The sequence below is a fragment of the Streptosporangium sp. NPDC001681 genome, assembly GCF_040298085.1.
Taxonomy (GTDB): domain Bacteria; phylum Actinomycetota; class Actinomycetes; order Streptosporangiales; family Streptosporangiaceae; genus Streptosporangium.
On sequence record NZ_JBEOZN010000091.1, the window covers coordinates 24,603 to 41,755 of the forward strand.

At 71.5% G+C, this 17,153-nt stretch carries 8 protein-coding genes; 3 read left to right on the forward strand and 5 right to left on the reverse strand.

Features of this window, described 5'->3' with window-relative positions:
- Positions 1-15 precede the first annotated feature (15 nt).
- Together ABT130_RS32535 and gntD are read right to left on the reverse strand one after the other, a co-directional pair.
- Positions 16-9,639, reverse strand: a complete 9,624-nt coding sequence (locus ABT130_RS32535; RefSeq protein ID WP_350961903.1) for a non-ribosomal peptide synthetase — start codon at positions 9,637-9,639, stop codon at positions 16-18.
- A 41-nt stretch (positions 9,640-9,680) separates the two neighbouring features.
- On the reverse strand, positions 9,681-10,709 hold the full coding sequence (gntD, locus tag ABT130_RS32540; protein ID WP_350961906.1) for a guanitoxin biosynthesis L-enduracididine beta-hydroxylase GntD: 1,029 nt from the start codon (positions 10,707-10,709) through the stop codon (positions 9,681-9,683).
- A 325-nt stretch (positions 10,710-11,034) separates the two neighbouring features.
- Here gntD and ABT130_RS32545 point away from each other — a divergent pair, with 325 nt between their 5' ends.
- Positions 11,035-12,027 carry a hypothetical protein gene (locus tag ABT130_RS32545; RefSeq protein ID WP_350961909.1) on the forward strand — a complete coding sequence of 331 codons (993 nt, stop codon included), beginning with the start codon at positions 11,035-11,037 and terminating at the stop codon, positions 12,025-12,027.
- A gap of 57 nt (positions 12,028-12,084) precedes the next feature.
- On the opposite strand, the gene ABT130_RS32550 is transcribed toward ABT130_RS32545, so the two are convergent.
- The 3 genes from ABT130_RS32550 to ABT130_RS32560 are packed head-to-tail and all read right to left on the reverse strand — an operon-like array spanning position 12,085 to position 14,193.
- The gene (locus ABT130_RS32550; RefSeq protein ID WP_350961911.1) at positions 12,085-13,014 is read right to left on the reverse strand and encodes a TauD/TfdA family dioxygenase; all 930 of its coding nucleotides are present in this window, start codon (positions 13,012-13,014) and stop codon (positions 12,085-12,087) included.
- Positions 13,011-13,229, reverse strand: a complete 219-nt coding sequence (locus ABT130_RS32555; RefSeq protein WP_350916835.1) for an MbtH family protein — start codon at positions 13,227-13,229, stop codon at positions 13,011-13,013. Before ABT130_RS32555 ends, ABT130_RS32550 begins: the two co-directional genes overlap by 4 nt.
- Positions 13,230-13,281: 52 nt before the next feature.
- The gene (locus ABT130_RS32560) at positions 13,282-14,193 is read right to left on the reverse strand and encodes an ArsR/SmtB family transcription factor (RefSeq protein WP_350916832.1); all 912 of its coding nucleotides are present in this window, start codon (positions 14,191-14,193) and stop codon (positions 13,282-13,284) included.
- 629 nt (positions 14,194-14,822) lie between these two features.
- Between ABT130_RS32560 and ABT130_RS32565 the strand changes: the two genes are divergently transcribed.
- Positions 14,823-16,412, forward strand: a complete 1,590-nt coding sequence (locus ABT130_RS32565; protein WP_350916829.1) for a tryptophan halogenase family protein — start codon at positions 14,823-14,825, stop codon at positions 16,410-16,412.
- Positions 16,409-17,017: a flavin reductase family protein gene (locus tag ABT130_RS32570; RefSeq protein ID WP_350916826.1), complete on the forward strand. Its 609-nt coding sequence runs from the start codon at positions 16,409-16,411 to the stop codon at positions 17,015-17,017. Before ABT130_RS32565 ends, ABT130_RS32570 begins: the two co-directional genes overlap by 4 nt.
- Positions 17,018-17,153 lie beyond the last annotated feature (136 nt).

Consider the following 17,153-nt stretch of genomic DNA (forward strand, 5'->3'; position numbering starts at 1 on the left):
GTTCCGCTGGCCTGTTCACGAGCCCTGGCTCTGGGCGACCCGTTCGAAGGACGCCAGGATCATGTCCTGCACCACCTCGGCCAGGGCGCCGACGGTCGGAGCGGTGAAGAGCTCCCTCGGGGAGATCTCGACGTCGAACGCGCGCCGCACCCTGGAGGTCACCCGCAGGCTGGTGATGGAGTCGCCGCCCAGGTCGAAGAAGTTGTCGTGTATCCCGACCCGCTCGACCGCGAGCACCTCCGCCCAGATCCGGCCGAGGGCCTCCTCGGTCGGGGTGCGCGGGGCGGCGTAGGCGGCGCGCACGGCTCCCCCGCTCTCCGGTTCCGGCAGCGCCCGCCGGTCCACCTTGCCGTTGGCGTTCAGCGGCAGCCGGTCCAGGGACACGAACGCGGAGGGGACCGTGTAGGCGGGCAACCGCTCGGCCAGCGACCGGGCCAGGTCCGCGGGCGAGGGCCGCGCGCATCCCGCGACCGGCACCACGTAGCCCACGAGATACCTGCGCCCCGGCGCCTCCTCGCGCGCGACGACCACCGCCTCGGCCACGTCCGGCCGGGCCCGCAGCGCGGCCTCGACCTCGCCGGTCTCGATGCGGAACCCGCGGATCTTCACCTGGTCGTCGGTCCGGCCGAGGAACTCGATGTCGCCGTCCGCGCTCCAGCGGACCCTGTCCCCGGTGCGGTACAGGCGGCCCCCGGCGTCGAACGGATCGGCGACGAACCGCTCGGCGGTGAGCGCTGGCCTGCCGAGGTAGCCCCTGGCCAGACCGCTTCCCGCGAGGTACAGCTCGCCGGGGGCGCCGGGCGGTACCGGAGCGAGATCGCGGCCCAGCACGTAGGCGCGCGTGTTGTCCATCGGGCGGCCGATCGGCGCGGTACCGGCCCCGGCGAGTTCCGGCGTCATCTCACGGCAGATGACGAAGGTCGTGGTCTCGGTGGGGCCGTAGCCGTTGTGCACCTCCGTCGCCGGGCAGTGCTCCATCACCCGCAGCATCGCCGCCGGTGAGGCGGCCTCGCCGCCCGTCCACACCTCGCGCAGCCCGGCGAAGCACTCGGGCAGTTCCTCGGCGAAGAGGTTGAACAGCGCCGTGGTGAGGAACATCCCGGTGACGCCGTGCCCGGTGACCAGGCGCCGCAGGCTCCGGGCGTCCAGCTCGCCCTGGGCGACCACCACCCGGCCGCCGGCCAGCAGCGGGACCCACATCTCGTAGGTCGCCGCGTCGAAGGCGTGCGGGGAGTGGAAGAGGACACGTTCGTGCCCTCCCGAGCGCCACCGCCGGTCCATGGCCAGGCTCACGATGTTGCGGTGGGTGACCGCCACGCCCTTGGGGACCCCGGTCGAGCCGGAGGTGTACATCACGTACGCCAGCCGGTCGGGGTCGGCCACGGCGGCCGGGCTCGGAAGCGGGGGACCGTCCAGGGCCGTGTCGCCGTCCACCACCAGCACCCGCGCCCCGAGCCCGCCGGTCTTCGAGACCGTCGCCCGGTCCGTCAGCACGGCCACCGCCGCGGTGTCCCGCAGGATCCAGCGCAGCCGGTCGGGCGGGTAGCTCGGGTGCAGGGGGACGTAGGCGCCGCCGGCCTTGAGCACCGCGAGCATCGAGACCAGCGCGTCGGCCGTGCGAGCCTGGAGGACGGCCACCCGCGACTCCACGGTCACCCCCAGGGACGCCAGGTGGCGCGCCAGCCGGTCGGCGCGCTCGTCCAGCTCGGCGTAGCCGAGGCTCTCCCCCTCCGACACCACGGCCGGCTCGCCGGGAACGGCGCGCGCCCGCTCGGCGAACAGCTCGTGCACGCACCGCGCGGGGGTGTCGTGGGCCGTGTCGTTCCACTCCACCAGCATCCGGCGCCGTTCGCGCCGGGTCTGCGAGGGCAGCGACCCGATGGTCCGTTCCGGGTCGGCCGCGATCTCCTCCAGCAGCGCGGCCAGGTTCTCGCCGAGCCGCCGTACGGTCGCGGCCTCGAACAGCGCCCCGTCGTGGAGCAGCACGAAGGACAGCTCCTCGCCCGGATAGACGACCAGGTTGAGGGGGTGACCGTTCACCTCGGCGGCGTCGACGTCCCGCAGCCGCACGCCGGCGGCACCGGCCGGGGCGTGGTCGATCGGGTAGTTCTCGAAGACCACGACGCTCTCGAAGAGCTGGGCGCCGGGTCGCAGCTCGCTCCAGGAGCGCACCCGGGGCAGCGACACGGAGTCGTGCTCGCGCGCCCGCGCCTGCTCCTCCTGCAGCTCGCGCAGCCACGGCAGCAGGGCGCGGCTCTCGTCCACGGCGACCCGGACCGGCAGCGTCTCGATGAATATGCCGATCATGGACTCCGCGCCGGCCAGGTCCGCGGGACGGCCGGAGACCGTCGCGCCGAAGCAGACGTCCGGCTCGCCGCCGTAGCGGGAGAGCAGGATCCCCCAGGCTCCCTGCAGGAGGGTGTTGAGCGTGAGCCGGCCGTTCCTGGCGTGTTCGGCGAGCCGCCGCGAGACCGAGGCCGGCAGCTGCACGTTCACCCGGCCTGCCGCCCTGGGCCGGTGGTCCGGTGCGGGCGGCCGGTCGTACGGCAGGGGCGTCGGCTCCGTGAGCCCGGCGAGCGCCTCGCGCCAGTACGCCTCGGCGTCGGTGTCGTCCAGGCCGAGCAGCCGCTCGACGTGGTCGCGGAAGGGGCGGCGGGCCGCCGGCCGCCAGTCCCGCCCCTCGCGGCGCGCGGCGTAACAGGAGAGCACGTCCGCGAGCAGCCGGTGGACGCTCCACCCGTCCAGCAGGATGTGGTGCAGGGTCCAGACGACCCGCACCCGGGTGTCGTCGAGCCGGATGATCGCCAGCCGGGTGGGCGGGGACCCGGCGAGGTCCAGCCCGGCCTGCCGGTCCCGCGCGAGCAGCCGCTCCAGCTCCGCTCCCTGCTCCTCCTCCGGCAGGTCACGCCAGTCGTGATGGGCGATCGGCAGCCGGGCCTTCCGGTGGACCACCTGGAGCGGGTGGTCGAGCCCCTCCCAGGCGACGGAGGTGCGCAGCACCGGGGTCCGCTCCGCGACGAGCCGCCACGCCTCGCCGAGCGCCTCGGGAGCGGCCACCCCTTCGACCACCATCTCGAACCGGGCCGTGTAGACGTCGGAGCCGGGTGCCATCAGGCAGTCGAAGAGCATGCCGCTCTGGGTGGGAGTGAGGGGGTAGACGTCCGCCACCGTGCGGCCGGTGCCGACCAGCGAGTCGAGGCTCGCCTGGTCCAGACGGGCCAGCGGGAAGTCCGAGGGGGTGCGGCCGCCCGCGCCCGGCTCCGCGCAGTGCCCGACGATCCGCTCCACGGTCGCGGCGAACTCGTGGGCCAGGCGCTCGACGGTGGCGGGCTCGTGCAGGTTCGGCGAGTAGTACCAGGTGACCTGGAGCCGTCCGGACCTGATGGAGCCGACGACGTCGAGCACGTGCGGCCGGTTGTCGCGCGGATCCTGGAACAGCTCGATGCCGGAGATCTCCCGGTAGAGGTCCCCGTCCCCGGCCTCGGTGTCGAACCGGCCGAGGTAGTTGAGGCAGATCTGGGGGACGGGATCGCCGGCGAGCGCGGACCCGTCCCGGTAACGCAACGCACCGTACCCCAGGCCGCGCCGGGGAACCGCCCGCACCTGCTCCTTGACCGACTTGAGGAGGTCGCCCAGATCCTGTCCCCGGGGGACGTCCAGTGCCAGGGGGAAGTAGCTGGTGAACCACCCGACCGTGCGCGTGAGGTCCACGTCGGGGAAGATCTCCTCCCGTCCGTGGCCCTCCAGACCGAGCAGGACGCGGTCGCGCCCGGCCCACCCGGACACGACCCGGGCCAGGGCGGCCAGCAGCACGTCGGTGATCTCGGTGCGGTAGACGTCGGGAACCTCGCGGAGCAGGGCCCGGGTGGTGGTCTCGTCGAGTTCGACGGACACCTCGCGGACGGTCTCCACGGTGTTCGGACCTCGCCCGCCGAAAGGCCCGCCGAGGGGCCCGTTGACGGGGCCGTCGAGGGGCAGGGCCGCCGCGGCCCCGGCACGGCTCACCTTCGCCCAGTGGCCGAGCTCGTCGTCGAAGCCCCCGGCCTGGACGTGCCCGGCCAGGCGGAGGCTCCAGTTCTGGAACGAGGTCGTCCTGGGTCCGAGGTCGACGCTCTCGCCCTGGAGGATCTGCCGGTACGCGGTGCGCAGGTCCTCCAGCAGGATGCGCCACGACACGCCGTCCACCACGAGGTGGTGCGCGGTCAGCAGCAGCCGCGGCCCGCGGCCGGTGCTGAGCAGTACCGCCGCGATCAGCGGCCCGTCGCCGAAGTCGACACGGGCCTGCGCGGCCGCCGTCTCCCGCTCGACGGCGGCGTCGAGTTCGGCGTCGGCGACGCCGGACAGGTCGGCCCCGCGCAGGATCACCTCCTCCCCCGCCGGCACGACGCGCTGCGACCGCTCTCCCCGAGTGACCTCGAAGCGCGACCGCAACGCGTCGTGCCGCTCGACCAGTGCCGCGACCGCCGCCCGCAGGGCCGTCTCGTCGACGTCGTCCGCCAGTTCCACGGTGACGAACTGGTTGAAGACCTCGGGAACCGTGAACCTCTCGAAGAGGAAGTGCTGGATGGGGGTCAGCGGCGCCCGGCCGCCCGGCCCCGCACCCTCCGTGCCCTCCGTGCTCCCGGGGCTTCGCACCTCGGTCACGTGAGGGCTCAGCGCCGCGATCGTCTGCCAGCGGAACAGGTCCCTGGAGGTGAGCCGCAGCCCCGCCCTCCGCGCCCTGGAGGTGAGCTGGATGGCGAGGATGGAGTCGCCGCCGAGGGCGAAGAAACCGTCCTCGACACCGACCCGGTCGACGCCCAGCACCTCGGCCCAGATCCCGGCCAGTTCCCGCTGCACCGGGTCGCCCGGCGGGACGTACCCGCCGTCTGAGTCCCGCGGGGCACCGGGAGCCGGCAGGGCGGCGCGGTCCACCTTGCCCCGCACGGTCAGTGGGAACTCCTCCAGGACGACGATCGCGGCGGGCACCATGTGGTCCGGCAGCACCGTGCCCGCGAAGGCTCGCAGCTCGGCGGGATCCGGCTCCGCGTCACCGGCGGGGACCACGTATCCGGTCAGCGCCAGGCGCTCGTGGCCAGGCCTGGCCTCGGTGGCCACGACGACGGCCCCGGCCACGCCCGGGTGGCTCTGCAGCGCGCTCTCGATCTCCCCCGGCTCCACCCGGAAGCCGCGGATCTTCACCTGCTGGTCGGTGCGGCCGAGATACTCCAGCTCCCCTCCGGGCAGCCGGCGGACGAGGTCCCCGGTGCGGTACATCCGGCCGCCCGGGGCTCCGAACGGGTCGGCGACGAACCGCTCGGCGGTCAGGTCCGGCCGGTTCAGGTAGCCCCTGGCGAGACCGGCGCCCGCGAGGTACAGCTCACCGGCGACCCCCACCGGCACCGGGTTGGCGTAGCCGTCCAGGACGTACGCGGCGGTGTTGGCGACGGGCGAGCCGATGGGGGGCAGCCCCCCGGCCCGGCCGGCCTCCTGCCAGGTGACGTCGCCCGCGGTGGCGACGACCGTGGCCTCGGTGGGACCGTAGTTGTTGACCAGCCGGTACGGCGTCTCGGGGCGCGGGCGGCGGCGGAGCACGTCCCCGCCGGTCAGGATCGCGCGCAGTCCGGTGGCGGCGAATCCGGGCTCGTCCAGGACGGAGTCCAGCCGGGGCGTGGGCAGGAAGCAGATCGTGGTGCCCATCCTGGCGAACCAGTCCACCAGCGCGGCGGGATCGTCCAGCGTCTCCCGGTCGGGCAGGGCCACCCGGGCTCCGGCGCAGAGGTAGGGCCACACCTCCCACACGGCGGCGTCGAATCCCAGCGACGCGACCTGCGAGGCCCGGTCCTCGCTGACCACCTCGAACTCCGCCACATGCCAGGCGCACAGGTCGGACAGGTTCCGGTGCTCGACCATCACGCCCTTGGGACGGCCCGAGGAACCGGAGGTGTAGACGATGTAGGCCAGGTCCCCGCCGGCCACGGCGATGTCCGGTTCGGTGACCGCCTGGCGGGTTTCGCCGGGGTCGCCCGCGTCCAGCGGCACGACCATGGCGTCCAGGCCGCGGGCCCGGCCCTCCGTCGCGCGATCGACCAGCACGACCGGCGCGCCGGTGTCGGCCACCACGTAGGCCAGCCGCGCGTGTGGGGTGTCCGGGTCGAGCGGCACGTACGCGCCCCCGGCCTTCAGCACGCCGAGAAGCCCCGCCACCAGCTCGGGGCCGCGCTCCGCGCACGCCACGACGGGCACGTCAGGACCCACGCCGAGGGCGCGCAGGCGGTGGGCCACCCGGTTGGCGCGCTCGTCCAGCTCGGCGTAGGTCCACCTTCGCTCCCCGCACTCCAGCGCGACGGCGTCCGGTGCCCGCCGGACCCGCTCGGCGAACAGGCGGTGCACGGGGAGGTCCGCGCGGCGGTCCCTGAGCCGGCCGTTCCATCCGGCCAGGGACCGCCGCTCGGCCTCGGTCAGCAGGGGCAGCCGGGCGAGCGGCCGGTCGGGGGCCTCGGTCACCGCGGCCAGCAGGACTTCCAGATGACCGGCCATCCGCTCGGCCGTCTCCCGGTCGAACAGGTCGGTGCTGTACTCGATCATCACGTCCAGCGCCCCGTCGCGCTCGACGAACTCCAGGGTGAGGTCGAAGATCGCCGACACGTGCGGGAGCCGGAAGCCCTCGGTGCGCGCGCCGGTGAACTCCAGCGGCCTCTCCGGTACGTTCTGCAGCGCCACCATCGCCTGGACCAGCGGGGTCCGGCTCGGGTCGCGGCCGTCGCTCAGCTCGTCCACCAGGCGTTCGAACGGGACGTCCTGGTTGCCGAAGGCACCGAGCACGGTCTCGCGCACCCGGCCGAGGAAGTCGGTGAAGGACAGGTTCCCGTCGACCGCCGACCGGAGCACCAGGGTGTTGATGAAGCAGCCGATGAGCGGTTCCAGCTCGGGGCGGTCGCGCCCGGAGATGGGGGTGCCGACCGCGATGTCCCGCTGGGAGGAGTAGCGGGCGAGCAGTACCTGGCAGGCGGCGACCAGCGTCATGAACAGCGTGGCGTCGTTGCGCGCGGCGAGCCCGTTGAGCGCCGCGGTGAGCTCGGGGGGCAGGGTGAAGCGGTGTGCCGCCCCGGCGGAGGAGCGCACCGCCGGGCGCGGCCGATCGGTGGGCAGTTCGAGGGGTGACAGACCGGCCAGTTGTTCCCGCCAGTAGCCGAGCTGGTCCCGCACGGCCTCTTCCGTCCAGCGTCCGCGCTGCCAGACGGCGTAGTCGGCGTACTGCACGGCCAGCGGCGCCAGCTCGGCCCGGCCGCCCTCCCTGGCGGCGCCGTACAGCCTGCTCAGCTCGTCGGCGAGCACGTTCATGGACCAGGCGTCGATCACCGAGTGGTGCACGGCCAGCACCAGCAGATGCTCGCGTTCGGCACGGCGCAGCAGCGTCATCCGCAGCACGGGGCCGCGTCCCAGGTCGAACGGGAGGCTCACCTCCCGGCGCAGCAGGCGCTCCAGTTCCTCCTCGCCGAGCCCGGAGGCGTCCACGACGGTCAGCGGGACCTGAAGGCCCTTTGCGGGATGGACGACCTGGACCGGCTCGCCGCCGGTCGAGGAGATGGTCGTCCGCAGCGACTCGTGCCGGGCGACGAACTCGCGCAGGGCCGACTCCAGCGCGGCGGGGTCGAGCTCGCCGAGCAGCCGGTAGCCGAACCGGACGTTGTAGTCGGCTGCCTCGGGGTCGAACTCGTGGAAGAACCAGAACCGCCGCTGCGCGAAGGAGAGCGGCAGATCCCCGTTGCGGGGCACGGGCACGACGGCACCGTCGGTCCCACCGTCGATCCCACTGCCGGTCCCACTGCCGGTCCCGGTGGCGGCCGGGGTGACCGACGCCGCCAGCGCGGTGATCGTGCGCAGCTTGAAGATGGCACGGGCGGGAAGCTCGGCGCCGAGTGCCGCCCTGATCCGCGGGAGCACCCGGAAGGCGAGCAGGGAGTTCCCGCCGAGCTCGAAGAAGTCGTCCTCGACACCGACCCGGTCGACGCCCAGTACCTCGGCCCAGATGCCGGCGATCGCCCTCTCCGCGTCGTTGCGCGGGGTTCCGTGACCGGCGTCCGTGCCGTCCTGCCGGGCCGGCGCGGGCAGTGCCCCGCGGTCGAGCTTGCCGCTGGCCGCCAGCGGCAGCCGGTCCAGGGTGCGGAACACCGAGGGGATCATGTGCTCGGGAAGTGTCCGGGCCAGGAACTCGCGGAGCTCCGCCGCCGCCGGGGCCGCCTCGCCCGCCGGGACGAGATAGGCCAGCAGGCGCGTGTCCCCCGAGCCCTCACCGGAGGGCACCACGGCGGCCTGGGCGATCGCGGGATGTCCGGCCAGCGCCGACTCGACCTCGCCCGGCTCGACGCGATAGCCCCGGATCTTGACCTGGTCGTCGGTGCGCCCCAGGTATTCCAGATCCCCTCCCGGCAGGCGCCGCACCAGGTCCCCGGTGCGGTACATCCGCTCGCCCGGCCCGCCGTACGGGTCGGCGACGAAGCGCTCGGCGGTCGCTCCCGGCCTGCCGTGGTAGCCGCGGGCCAGCCCGGCGCCCGCCACGTACAGCTCTCCGGGTACGCCCTCCGGGACGGGGCGCAGGGATCGGTCCAGTGCGTAGGCGCGGGTGCCGCGCATCGGGCGGCCGATCGCGACGGGTCCCCGGAGCGGCCCCGCCTCCGGCTCGACCCGGAAGGAGACACAGCCGACCGTCGCCTCGGTCGGGCCGTACTCGTTGACCACCGCCACCCCGGGGTGCCGTGCCCGCCACCGGTCGAGCACCTCGCCCTGGAGTGCCTCCCCGCCGATCACCAGTTCCGCCGTCGGCGAGCGGTCCTCCGGCAGGTTCTCCAGGATCGGCAGGTGGCTGGGGGTGATCTTCAGGAACGACGGCCGGTCTCCGGAGCCGCCGGGACGGCCGCCGTCCAGCTCGCCGACCTCGATCCGGCCACCCGCGGCGAGAGTGCCCCACAGCGCGGTCACCGTCAGGTCGAAAGACGCCGACGAGTGCAGCAGCGCGACCCCCGCCAGCCCCGGGTAGTCGCGCTCGCAGCAGGCCAGGTAGCTCGCGAGCTGCCGCCGCTCGACCAGCACGCCCTTGGGGCGGCCCGTGGAGCCGGAGGTGTAGATCGCGTACGCCAGGTTCATCGGGCCCGCCCGGCGGTCGGGCTCGGTGACCGGCCGGTCCGCGATCATCGGCCCCTCGTCGTCCAGGCAGACCACCCGCGCGGCCGTCGTGGGCAGCCGAGCCCGCAGGTGCGCCTGGGTCACGACGGCGGCCGCGCCCGCGTCGCCGATGGCGAAGGCCAGGCGGCCGGCCGGGTTGTCCGGGTCCAGCGGCAGATAGGCGCCGCCGGCCTTGAGCACTCCCAGTAGCGCCACGACGAGTTCCACGCCGCGCTCCGCGAAGACGCCGACGAGCGTGTCCGGGCCGACGCCGCAGGCGCGAAGGTGGTGCGCGAGCTGGTTGGCCCGCGCGTCGAGCCGCCCGTAGTCGAGCGACTCCCCGTCCGAGGCGACGGCCGTCGCCTCGGGGGCGCGGCGCACCCGCTCGGCGAACAGTTCGAGCAGGCACCGGTCCCCCGGTGACTCGGCGCCTTCACCGAACGGCGGTGTGGCGGCGCCCTCGGGCGCGGGTACGGACGGTGCGTCGTGGGTCACGCTGACTCCTGCCTTCGAGGACGTGTCCGATGACGGTTCGGCTAGTAGATGACACGGGAGGAGGCGCTCAGCCTGAACTCCCGGGACTTGCGCAGGTCCCTCGCCACGTTCAGACGGCGCAGCCAGCGGTCCGTCCCGTCGAAGCGCGCGCTGAAGGGGCTGCGCCCGTGGACGGCCTTGTAGTTGTCGATGAGGCAGATGTCACCCGGCTTGAGGACGACCCCGGTCATCGCGGAATCCAGCGCCGTCCCGAATTCGGCAAGCGCTTTACCCGCGTCCTCTTCCTGGATCCCGCCCATGTAGTGCGGGTCGATGCGGATATATGGGTCGTCAGGGTCGCCGAAAAGGACCGCAACAGGCTCAGGAGTGTCCAGTGCCAGGTCGACCTGCCGGTAACTGCGTTTCCGTAGATCCGCGACCTTCGTATCCTCGTCGGTCACCGCTGCCCGATTCGCCGGGCGGTGTGAGTCGTCCGGAAGAATGTAGAAGCGTTCCTGCGACAGAATGGCTTTGACATCATCGTCGATACGCACGTCGGAAACGTCGGCATAGGTCGTCTCGACCTCGTCGGGATTGCGCAGGCACATCAGGCCGAGATAGTCGGTGCGCAACGGGTGGAAGGCGTCCTCGGTGTGCCAGACAAGCGTTTCCTCGCTGCTCCAGCCGATCTGCTCGTGTTCGTAGCCCTTGATCGGGAAGACGTCGTGCATGATGTAGCCGCCCTGCTGCGTGGCCCATCCGATGGGATCTCCCAGCAGGGACGCGATGAGGAAGAACGCGATGTCGTGCCCGATGGTGGGCGAGGGCACCGGCTTGTTCTTCCAGTCCGCGGGGGTCGGGCCGATCCTCGCGTCGTCCACCGGAAGCCCGGAGATCAGCAGGATTCCGGACGGCTCCGCGAGGCGGAACTCGTTGAGCGCCCTGCGGAGACGTCGCGGAAGTTCCTCGGCATACGTCCGGCTCTCGCGCTGGAAATCAGCGGACTCGACGGTCTGGTAACGCTGGGAGAGGTTCCGGACGATTTCCTCGATCACCATGACGTCGTCGTCCAGCAGATGTAATGCCAGCACAATTAACTCCCTCTGCCAACGGCAATCGGTTCCTGGGAATCACCGTGGCCGGGGCGGCCATTCGTCCCCGGCCCTAATCGAGCCTCCGGCATGACGGGGGGCGGGTTCAACGTCTTTGACTTAGGGGCTAAACAGCGCAGTCAGAGCGGGATTCGTGCTAACGTCGTATGTGGTTCTAATCCTCCGGACCGGCCTTTTCCGTGTCACCGCCCTGTCGATCCGCCGACGCGGGACACCGTAGGTCAGGCACCTCCGGAGCCGAGGCCGTCGCCTTCTCGGCCGGCCGTTTCCCAGAACGCCGTCGGCAGCATTAGGGAGAACTACATTGCGCCTATCGGGCCTCACCCGGGTGACCAGCGCCGCCGCGCATCTGCAGGTGTTCGCGATATCCGGGATCAGTGCGGTGCTGTTGACCAGGGCCTATCTCCAACAGGCCGGTTATCCCCAGCTCGGCGGAGGGAGCCTGCACATCGCCCACGTCCTGTGGGGCGGCCTGCTGATGACGGTGGGCATGGGCATCACACTCGCGTTCCTCGGCCAGGCCGCGCGGACCTGGGGTGCCGTCCTCGGCGGGGTCGGGTTCGGGCTGTTCGTCGATGAGGTCGGCAAGTTCGTCACCCAGACGACCGACTACTTCTACCGTCCGGCCGCGGGGATCATCTACCTGGTCTTCGCCCTCCTGGTCGTGCTCTCCCAGTGGTTGAAGGGCCGGACCGACTTCTCCCGGCGCGAGCGCACGGCCAACGCCGTCTACGCGGCACTCGTCGGGGTGACCTCGGGGCTGACCGTGGAGCAGCGGCACGCCGCCGTGCGACTGGTCCAGGGCTCCGACGACGCGCTCGACGCGGCGGCGGTCCGGTTGCTGGGCATGGTCCCGGCCCGGGAGACGGCTCCCGGACCGTTGCGCACCGGCCTGGCCCGCGCCCGCGCCGCCCTCGACGGCCTGACGCGCCGCCCCCTGCTCGTCGCCCTCGCGGTGGTGTATCTCATCGTCCAGGCGCTCCTGCCCCTGGTGGGCCTCGGGCTGGAGAACGCCTACGGCACGCTCGACGGCGAGCAGGAGTGGGGGGCGGTGATCGGCATGGCCGTCTCGGCGGCGATCACGGTGGCGCTGGGCCTGTGCGGTGCGGTGCGGCTGCGCGGGAACCGCATGGCCGCCTTCCGGCTGCTCAACGCCGCGCTGCTGGTCGACATCCTCTTCGGCCAGGTCTTCGCGTTCGTCATGAACCAGTTCTCCGCGGTGCCCGGCCTGGCGGCCGACCTGCTGCTCCTGGCGATCATCTCCGCCGAGGTCCGGCGGCTGCGCGAGCCGGACTGAGGGGCGCGACGGCCGGCCACCGTCGGCCTGACCGTCGGCCCGACCGTCGATCGGCGGTCAGGTCGACGACGGCTCGGCCATCGCCACGGCGATCTTCCGCGGCCCGGTGAACGGCTCGCGGCCGTGCGAGGTCAGCATGTTGTCGATGACCAGAAGGTCGTCCTGACGGTAGTCGAACCGCACGGACGCCGACCGGTAGCAGTCTCGCAGGTGGCCGACGACGTCGTCGGGGATCGTCCCGCCGTCGCCGTAGTAGGTGTTGCTCGGGAGGTTCTCCTCCCCGCACATCTCCAGCAGCCCCAGCCGCACCCCTTCGGGAAGGGTGGTGATGTGGAAGAAGGTCGCGTGGTTGAACCACACCGGGTCGCCGGTTACCGGGTGACGGTGCACGGCCTGGCGGACCGCCCTGGTCCGCAACCGGTCACCGCCGAGCCACTCCGTCTGCACGCCGTTGCTCCGGCAGTAGTCCGTGACCTCGTCCTCGCTGTCGGTGTTGAACGCCTCGTGCCACGACATGCCGAGCTCGTCGCTGTAGTTACGGACCACCATCCACCCCCGCCGCGCGAACTCCTCGCGGATCGACGGGTCCATCCTGTCGTGGACGGCACGGGTGGAGGCCAGTGGCGTGGCGCCCTGGGACGACGGCGGTCGCAGGCAGTGGAAGTAGAGCACCATCGGCCAGACAGTCTGGTAGGAGTTCTCGTTGTGCAGGAAGATCTCCTCCTGCGAGGGGTAGTCGGTCGAGGTGTAGACATTGCCCTTGATCACGCTGCGCGGGGACGAGCGCTCCGCGTAGGTCAGCGGCGCCCCCGACAGCTCGCGCACGACCTCGTCGAAGCCGTCGACGCCGCCGACCTCGAAATCGCGGAACAACACGGCGCCGTGCGCGGTGAGGCTCTTGCGGATCTCCTGCCGGTCGGATCTCACCAGGTCGGAGATCCGGGTACCCCCGCCCTCGATGACGAGGGGCAGTTCGTGGCCAGTCATGGCCGGTCCCCCATCGCCTCGGCCAGGCTCCTCGGACGCATGTCGGTCCAGTTGTCGGTGATGTAGTCCAGGGCGGCCTGCCGGTCCGTCTCGGGCAGGACCACCGTCCACCCCGCGGGCACATCGACGAACGCGGGCCACAGGGAGTGCTGCCCCTCGTCGTTGACCAGCACGAGGTAGGCGCCTTCCGGGTCTTCGAAGGGGTTCGAGTTCATGGCGCTCTCCTTTTTGGAGGTTCTCCGTTCACGAGGCGTGCCGGAGCGGGGGTCAGTTGCGCTGGGGAGACAGGAAGAGCTCCCCGTGCAGCAGCGCCACCCCCAGGGAGGTGAGGGTGTGCAGCGCCGTGTTGCGGTTGCGGGCAGTGGTGATCAGTCCGGCCTTGCGCAGTACGGTGGCGTGCTTGCTGGCCCCCGCGAGAGAGATGCCGAGCCGCTCGGACAGGCCGCCCGTGGTGCAGCTCTCGGCCAGCGCCTGGAGCGCGGCCGCCCTGGTGTGCCCGACCAGGGCGCCGAGCGCCTCGTCGTCGGGCACCGGCGCCCCGGCCAGGTCGGACAGGAGGGCCGGGGTGCACGGCGCCGAGACCACCAGGGCGGGCAGCCCCGTCTCGTGCTCGGCGTCGAGGAAGAGGTAGTTCCTGCCCTGCAGGAACAGCGAGGGGCTCAGCAGCAGACCGCGTCCGCGCAGGTGGACGTCACGGTCCTCGCTGTCGGGGATCTCCAGCACCGGCGGGTTCCAGCACAGCCTGGGGTGCAGCGTCTCAAGCAGGCATTCGACGCCGTTGCTGATCGTTATCCGGCCGTACGCCTCGCGCTCGGACTCCAGGTAACCTCGCACCCTGCTCCAGTACGGCAGCACCGCCACCTGACAGAACCCCAGCACGGTGGCGCTCACCCGCCGGTCGGCCCACTCGTCGGCCACGGAGCGCGGCTCGGCTCGGCCGGGAGAGCGCTCGACCAGTTCCAGCAGCTCCGTCGGCGCCCGGCGTTCACGGACCAGCTGCTCCACGCTGCCGACGCCCTCGCCCAGCCGATCACGCACATGCTTTCGCCACCCGTTCAGGGAGGCGCCTCCGTTGCGACCGAAGATGTCCAGCGCGAACACGCTCTCGGCCACCGGCCCGAGGCTCGCGACCATGCGCAGGCGTGCCAGGTCCTCAACCGTGAAATGAATCCTCAACACCGCGGCCCCCAGCGTTGTAGAAAGATTGGTTTTTCTGTGTTGTTGGAAAGCAGGTCACGCCTCTCAACGGAGGCCCCGGCAAATGATGGCCCGCTCTGCCGGCCGGCGCGCGGACTACTCGATCTCGGCGGGCGCCGGACAATGCCCAGGGCCGTCCGCGAGGATCCCCCAGTAAACCGAGAGTGATATTCTCACCACTCTCCCATTGGCTCTGTCAATAAGATCAACCTAACTCCGACGCCGATCGGAAGTCAACTCTCGTTGCGGAAAGCGCCAAATCTCATACACACCAGTTGATGCGCTTACCTTCGAGACAGCCTCTGAGCTGCGCCAATCTCCGGATCTCTCGACCACCCAGAGCACGGCGGCACCGGTTCCCGGCAGCCGGACGGCCGGGAACACGCCTCCCCCGAATCGGCGACCGGCCCATTACCCAGCGTACCGAAAGCGCGCCTGACCGCCCTGTTTAGCTATCGAGTCAATGATGTGGAGCCGGACCGCGCTTTTGGTAGAGGCTTTCAACAATGCCGGGGTGGATGACACCGCCGAGCCGCGCCTTTCACATCATCCGGCGTTCTCCCGGTGTTCTCCCGGTGTTCCGTTCTCACGCGCAGGGATAAGGGTTCAGAATGGTCAAAAGCGTAGTTATCGTCGGAGGTGGCACGTCGGGCTGGATGACCGCCTCGTACCTGCGGGCGGCTTTCGGCGACCGAATCAACGTGACACTGGTCGAGTCGAAGAACGTGCCCACCATCGGGGTCGGAGAGGCGACCTTCAGCACGATCCGCCACTTCTTCAACTATCTGGGCCTGGACGAGCGCGAGTGGATGCCGGAGTGCCAGGCCACCTACAAGCTGGCGATCCGGTTCGAGAACTGGCGCTCCCAAGGCCACCACTTCTACCACCCGTTCGAGCGCCTGCGCACCGTGAACGGATTCCCGCTCACCGACTGGTGGCTGAACGAGCGCCCCGGCGGCCGGTTCGACAAGGACTGCTTCGTCATCGCCTCGCTCTGCGACGCGAACCGGTCTCCCCGCTATCTCTCCGGAGCACTGTTCGAGCAGGACTTCACCGAGGGCGGCGCGGAGCGCGGTTACCGCACCACGCTGACCGAACAGAACACTCAGTTCCCCTACGCCTACCACTTCGACGCCGCGCTGCTGGCGAGGTTTCTCACGAAGTACGGCACCGACCGCGGCGTCCGGCACGTGCTCGACGACGTGGTGAACGTGAACCTCGACGAGCGCGGCTGGATCAGCGACGTCGTCACCAGGGAGCACGGCGCGCTGGAAGGCGACCTGTTCATCGACTGCACCGGCTTTCGCGGGATGCTGCTGAACAAGGCACTCTCGGTGCCCTTCATGTCGTACCAGGACACCCTGCCCAACGACCGGGCTGTGGCGCTGCGGGTGCCGGTGAACATGGCCGAGCGGGGCATCCGCCCCTGTACCACGGCCACGGCTCAGGAGGCGGGATGGATCTGGACGATCCCGCTCTTCGGCCGCGTCGGCACCGGCTACGTCTACGCCAGTGACTACTGCACGCCCGACGAGGCGGAGCGGACCCTCCGCGAGTTCGTCGGCCCGGCCGCGGACGACCTCGAGGCCAATCACATCCGCATGCGGATCGGCCGGAGCGAGAACTCCTGGGTGAACAACTGCGTCGCCATCGGACTGTCGAGCGGCTTCGTCGAGCCGCTGGAGTCCACCGGCATCTTCTTCATCCAGAACGCCGTCGAACAGCTCGTCAAGCACTTCCCCAGCGAGCGCTGGGACGACCGGCTGCGCCGGTCCTACAACCGCCAGGTCGCCAATGTGATGGACGGCGTGCGCGAGTTCCTGGTGCTGCACTACCACGCCGCGGCGCGAGCCGACAACGACTACTGGAAGGACGCCACGACCCGCCAGGTACCCGACGGGCTGGCCGAACGCCTGGAGCAGTGGCAGGTCAAGCTGCCCGACCCCGAGACGGTCTTCCCTCACTACCACGGGTTCGAGCCCTACTCCTACACCGCCATGCTCCTGGGGCTGGGCGGCCTCCCCGTGCAGGCCCCGCCGGCGCTGAGGCTGTTCGACGGCGCCGCGGCCTCCAGGGAACTGCGGATCGTCCGCGACCAGTCCCGTGAACTGGTCGACAGGCTGCCCAGCCAGTACGAGTACTTCGCGCGCCTGCACGACCTGCCCCCCGAGCGGCGGGTCGCGCACGGAGCACCACGATGAAGGACCCGCTGGTCGGCCTCTCTCCCTTCGACATCCCCTTCGAGCCCTCCTTCGAGCCCCCCTCGGCGCCGCCGGCGGTCGACCCGACGCGGTTCCGGTCGCTGATGTCCGCCTTCCCCAGCGGCGTCGCCATCGTGACGACCGCCGAGCCCGGCGGCAGGCCGTGGGGGATGACCTGCTCCTCGGTGTGCAGCGTCGCGCTGGACCCGCCGACCCTGCTCGTGTGCGTCCGCAGGCTCAGCCCGACGCTGAAGGCGATGCTGAAGCTGTCGACCTTCACCGTGAACCTCCTGCACGACCGCGCGCGGTACGCGGCGGAACTCTTCGCCTCGGGGACCCCGGACCGCTTCGAGCGGGTCAGGTGGCGCACGGAACCCTCCTTCGGCGGGCCACACCTCGTGGACGAGGCCCACGCGTTCGCGGACTGCCGGGTCACCCGGACCGTCGAGGTGGGCGACCACACCGTGGTGTTCGGCCAGGTGTTCCGGGTGGAGCAGCGGGCTCGGGCGGTACCGCTGCTCTACGGGCTCAGGGAGTACTCCTCCTGGTCGCCCGCCCCCCGTCGCCCGGAGGGCCCGCGGCCGACCGGCGGCCTGCCTGCCTGAGACGCCGCAGACGGCGCGCGCCGGGTAGCCGGGACAGCCGCCACGCCCACCGCGAACGGCGGTAGGCGCGGGCGACGTCGCAGAGAAAGGCGACGTCCCCCGCCAAGACGTCCCCCCCCGAGATCGGAAGAGCGGG